This is a genomic window from Rhodoplanes roseus (assembly GCF_003258865.1).
In the GTDB taxonomy this organism is placed as follows: domain Bacteria; phylum Pseudomonadota; class Alphaproteobacteria; order Rhizobiales; family Xanthobacteraceae; genus Rhodoplanes; species Rhodoplanes roseus.
In genome coordinates, this window is the sequence record NZ_NPEX01000362.1 from 1 (window position 1) to 4922 (window position 4922).

Here is a 4922-nt window from a genome sequence, read left to right on the forward strand (position 1 = left end):
TCGCCCGGCGATTCGTCGCGGCGGTCCACGATTGCCTGGCCGAGGATTGCAGGCCGGCCATGCATACGGCGATTCTGGAAGACGCAGCCGGCTGAGCCGGCGGCGCGGCCGAATCGTTCTGTCTCGACGGTCAGGAGAAGTTAGGAGCATCGTCCGTCGGCGGGACGCCGAAGCGGCGATTCTACGGCCGAGCCGGTCGATCGGCCGTGACGAGACGCGCGATCTCGCCGCGTTCTCGTCGAAACCAGAAAAATGAAGCTGTCAGGAAGTTGGTGGAGCCAAGGGGAGTCGAACCCCTGACCTCTTGAATGCCATTCAAGCGCTCTCCCAACTGAGCTATGGCCCCACACGCGGCACGGTGTTGGGGTTCCGTGCCGAAATCCTTAGTCCCGGGCTTCGAAGCCCGAGCCGAGCCTTCTAGGCCCGGGCGCCGTCCGGTTCAAGCCCCGAGTTCGGGGCGCCCGGCGTGTCGGCGCCGCGCTTAGAACCACACTTTGCCGCCGACCTCAAGTCTCTTCCTCGTCCTCGATGTCGCCGCCGAGGATTTCCGACACGTCCGTGTCCTCTTCCTCGTCCTCGGCGATGAAGGTGGCGTCGTCGAGGCTCTCGTCGATCTCGACGTCGTCCTCCACGTCGGCGATGTCCTCACCCGCCGGAACCTTCTTGCCGCCGGAGGCCTCGGCATCGGCCTCCTCGAGCGAGACGAACTCGGCCTCGTTGGTCTCCGGCAGCTCGGTTTCGGTCGCCATGCTGCGGGCCGCGGCCTCGGCGCGGCCGCCGCGCGGCGCCACCGGAAGTGTGACCTCGTACACGGTGCCGCATTTCGGGCAGACGATCGGGTCCTTCGACAGATCGTAGAACTTTGCGCCGCAGGAGGCGCAGAGGCGTTTCGTACCGAGCTCGGGTTTTGCCACGGTCGGAAATCCTTGAAGCGGAAGTCGGGAAAAACGGACCATCCCCTTGGCGACTTGACGGTCCGGTGTCAATAGCACCGGTACCATGCGGGACGGCGTTCTCGGACGAATTCCGGCGGCGTCGCGCGCTGCCGGCCGATCGTGCGCCATATGGGGCGCCACGGCGCCGTCGGGAACCCCGCATTGCCGCTTTTTCGGGCTCGCCGGTCCGGCCCGGCGGGCGATCGGCAAGATTCCAGTGGGCGCCGCAGGCGATCCCCGATAAGAGATCGCCGCCTTCGATCCCGTCTCGGCCGCCTAACGGGGCTCCGCCATGTCGTCGACCGCCGCCCTCATGCCGCTCGCCGCCCGCGGCGCCCGCCCGCTCGCGGGCCGCGTCCGCGTCCCCGGCGACAAGTCGATCTCGCACCGGGCGCTGATTCTCGGCGCGCTGGCGGTCGGCCGCACCACCGTCACGGGCCTGCTCGAAGGCGAGGACGTGCTCGCGACCGCGCAGGCCATGCGGCTTCTCGGGGCGACGGTCACACGCACCGGGCCGGGCGCCTGGACCGTGGAGGGCGTCGGGGTCGGCGGCTTCGCGGCGCCGCCCGAGACGCTCGATTTCGGCAATTCCGGCACCGGCTGCCGGCTGGTGATGGGAGCCGTCGCCGGCAGCCCGGTGACGGCGATGTTCGACGGCGACGCCTCGCTGCGGCGCCGGCCGATGCGACGCATCCTCGATCCCATCCTGAAGATGGGCGCCACCGTGGTGCAGTCCACGGAGGGCGACCGCCTGCCCGTGATGCTGGCCGGTGCGCGCGACCCGCTGCCGATCGAGTACACGACGCCGGTGCCCTCGGCTCAGGTGAAGTCGGCCGTGCTGCTCGCCGGCCTGTCGGCGCCGGGCCACACCGTGGTGATCGAGAGCGAGGCGACGCGCGATCACACCGAAAAGATGCTGGCGCATTTCGGGGCCGACGTGACGGTGGTGCCGGACGGGCCGCACGGCCGCCGGATCACCCTGGTCGGCCAGCCGGAGCTGCACGGCGCCGACGTGGTGGTGCCGGCCGATCCGTCCTCGGCGGCGTTCCCGCTGGTCGCCGCCCTGCTGGTGCCGGGCTCGGACGTGATCTTGGACAACGTGATGACCAATCCGTTACGCACCGGCCTGATCACCACGCTGCGCGAGATGGGCGCCTCTATCGAGGAGGTCGCCCGGCGCGAGGACGGTGGCGAGGCGATGGCGGATCTGCGGGTGCGCGCCTCCGACCTGGTCGGCGTCGAGGTGCCGCCGGACCGGGCGCCGGCCATGATCGACGAGTACCCGGTGCTGGCCGTCGCGGCGGCGTTCGCGACGGGCAGGACGGTGATGCGCGGCCTGAAGGAGCTGCGGGTGAAGGAATCCGACCGCCTCGCCGCGACCGCGGACCTCTTGCGCGTCAACGGCGTCACCGTGACGATCGACGGCGACGACATGATCGTCGAGGGCCTGGGCGCCGGGCGCGGGCTGCCGCCGGGCGGCGGCCTGGTCGCCAGCCACATGGATCACCGCATCGCCATGTCGGCCCTGGTGATGGGCCTGGCGAGCGAGAAGCCCGTGTCGGTCGACGACGCCGCCTTCATCGCGACGAGCTTCCCGGGCTTCGTCGAGACGATGCGCGGATTGGGCGCCGACATCGGGTAGGGGCCGGTACCCGGCAGAGCGTTCGTCATGGCCGCGCTCGTCGCGGCCATCCACGTCTTCCGGTGCCGGTTGGGCGCGAACGACGTGGATGGCCGGGACGCGCCCGGCCATGACGGCGTGGAGGCGCGCGTGCGACCCTAACGCGGCCGGACGCTCGATCGCACCGGGGTCGGCCTCGCGGGCCCGCTCTCGCCTGTCGATGGCGGCGCCTCCGGCGCGGTCGGAGCCGGCCCGGCCGGCATGTCGCGATAAAGATCGGCCCGGGTCGGCGGCAGGCCGGAGGGGCCGCGGCGGCGCTTGGAGGCGAGCGTCTGGTAGAGACCGACCGTGTTGCGCTCGAAGGCGATCGAGCAGGCGGCCAGATAGGCGATCCACATGCGCGTCTTGACCGCGCCGACCTCGGCGATGGCGGCGGCCTCGTTCTCGACCAGCCGGTCGTGCCAGAGCTTGCAGGTCCGCTGATAGTGCTCGCGGAGCTGCTCGACGTCGTGCACCTCGAAGCCGTGGCGCTCCAGCATCGTCACGGTGTTGCCGATGTGGTCGAGCTCGCCGCCCGGGAAGATGTACTTGGTCAGCAGCGCGAACTCGGCGCGCTTCTTGCGGAAGGTCTTGTCGTCGCGCTTCGCCGGCCGGGTGATGGCGTGGTGCAGGAACAGCCCGCCCGGCACCAGCACCCGGTGCACCGTGTCGTAATAGGTCGGGTAGTTGTCGATCCCGATATGCTCCTGGATGCCGATCGCCGCGACCTTGTCGTACTCGCCCGTCACGGTCGAATAGTCGCGCAGCTCGATCCTCACCCGGTCCTCGAGCCCGAGCCGGCGCACCTTCTCCTGGCCCCAGGCGACCTGCTGCTCGGACAGCGTCACGCCGTGCGCCGTCACCCCGTAATGCTGGGCGGCGTAGCAGGAGAGCGCGCCCCAGCCGCAGCCGACGTCGAGCAGCCGGTCGCCCGGCTTCAGGCGCAGCTTGCGGCAGATGTGCTCCAGCTTGTCGCGCTGGATGGTGTCGACGTCGTTGTCCCAGTCGGTGCAGTAGCCGCAGGTGTAGACCATCTCGCGGTCGAGCCAGAGCGCGTAGAAGGCGTTCGAGACGTCGTAGTGATAGGCGATGTTGCTCTTGTTCTCGGAGGGGGCGCCGCTGCTCGGGCGCTCGTCCGGCTGCGCCTCCAGCGGCCACGGGCCGCCGCGCGACACCGTGAGAAACCGCGCCGCGGTGGTCAGGGTCAGGCGCTTGTCGAGGGTCTTCAGGAAATCCTTGGTGCGCACCCGCGGGCGTTGCTTCACCAGGTCGAACATCGTGCCGTTGACCAGCGCGATGCGGCCGGCCGCCCAGAGGTTGGCGAGCGTGTCGAGCTTCGGGCTGCGGATCAGCGCGGCGACCGCGCCCTCGTCGGCGATCGCCACCGCGATGGCGTCGTCCGGCAGGCCGGCCGGCACCCGCGAGCCGTCCCACAGGCGGAAGCCGATATCGATCGCCAGACGGTCGCGGGCGTGGCCGAGGAGTGTCTTGAAGCCGTCGAGACGTCGTGCAGCCGCGTCCATGGTGGTCCCCCGCGCATGGCCCGGTGACAACCGGGGCGGGGGGATATTGCAGAACTGCGGCCGCCATGGAATAGCCTGCCGCCCCGAGGGTCGCCGGGCCCGCCCCCGACCGGCGCCGTCCCCACGCAGAACGACGACCATGATCATCGCCATCGACGGGCCGGCGGCCTCCGGCAAGGGCACGCTCGGCAAGCGCCTCGCCGCGCATTACGGCCTGCGCCATCTCGACACCGGGCTTTTGTACCGGGCGGTCGCCCATGCGGTGCTGTCCGCCGGCCACGCGGCGGACGATCGTTCGCGCGCCGCCGCGGCCGCGCAGGCGCTCGATCCGACCGGCTTCGACGAGGCGGTGCTCAAGAGCCAGGCGGTCGGCGAGGCCTCCTCGGTGGTGTCGGCCTTTCCCGAGGTGCGGGCCGCCTTGTTCGCGTTCCAGCAGGAGTTCGCCGCGGAGCCGCCCGGCGCCGTGCTGGACGGCCGCGACATCGGCACGGTGATCTGCCCGCAGGCCGACGTGAAGATCTTCGTCACCGCCTCGCCGGAGGCCCGCGCGCATCGTCGCTGGCTGGAGTTTTCCGCTCGCGGCCTGCCGGTCGCCGAGGCCGAGGTGCTCGCCGACATCCGCCGCCGCGACGAGCGCGATTCCGGCCGTGCGGTCGCCCCGCTCAAGGCGGCCGACGACGCGCATGTGCTCGACACCACGGAGCTGGACGTCGAGGCCGCGGTGGCCGCGGCGATCGTGCTGGTGGAGGCGCGGCGCTCGAGGGCGTAGTTCGTAGCCTGGATGCGCGAAGCGCATCCGGGAAT

At 70.8% G+C, this 4922-nt stretch carries 4 protein-coding genes and 1 tRNA gene; 2 read left to right on the forward strand and 3 right to left on the reverse strand.

What is annotated here, in order from left to right; translation table 11 throughout:
* Positions 1-270: 270 nt before the first annotated feature.
* Positions 271-346 (reverse strand) — tRNA-Ala (locus CH341_RS28070).
* Positions 347-506: 160 nt separating this feature from the next.
* A complete protein-coding gene (locus CH341_RS28075; protein ID WP_111422347.1) occupies positions 507-914 on the reverse strand; it encodes a TIGR02300 family protein in 408 nt (135 codons plus the stop codon).
* Positions 915-1227: 313 nt separating this feature from the next.
* Here CH341_RS28075 and aroA point away from each other — a divergent pair, with 313 nt between their 5' ends.
* On the forward strand, positions 1228-2577 hold the full coding sequence (gene aroA / locus CH341_RS28080; protein WP_111422349.1) for a 3-phosphoshikimate 1-carboxyvinyltransferase: 1350 nt from the start codon (positions 1228-1230) through the stop codon (positions 2575-2577).
* Positions 2578-2714: 137 nt separating this feature from the next.
* Here aroA and CH341_RS28085 read toward each other — a convergent pair whose 3' ends face one another.
* Positions 2715-4118 (reverse strand): SAM-dependent methyltransferase, encoded by a 1404-nt coding sequence (locus CH341_RS28085; protein ID WP_111422351.1) that lies wholly within the window; start codon positions 4116-4118, stop codon positions 2715-2717.
* A 139-nt stretch (positions 4119-4257) separates the two neighbouring features.
* Between CH341_RS28085 and cmk the strand changes: the two genes are divergently transcribed.
* The gene (gene cmk / locus CH341_RS28090) at positions 4258-4887 is read left to right on the forward strand and encodes a (d)CMP kinase (protein WP_111422353.1); all 630 of its coding nucleotides are present in this window, start codon (positions 4258-4260) and stop codon (positions 4885-4887) included.
* The last annotated feature ends 35 nt before the right edge of the window (positions 4888-4922 follow it).

Coding starts and splice junctions, on each gene's coding strand:
- aroA (WP_111422349.1), top strand. CDS start 1,228: ATGTCGTCGACCGCCGCCCTCATGCCGCTCGCCGCCCGCGGCGCCCGC.
- cmk (WP_111422353.1), top strand. CDS start 4,258: ATGATCATCGCCATCGACGGGCCGGCGGCCTCCGGCAAGGGCACGCTC.
- CH341_RS28085 (WP_111422351.1), bottom strand. CDS start 4,118: ATGGACGCGGCTGCACGACGTCTCGACGGCTTCAAGACACTCCTCGGC.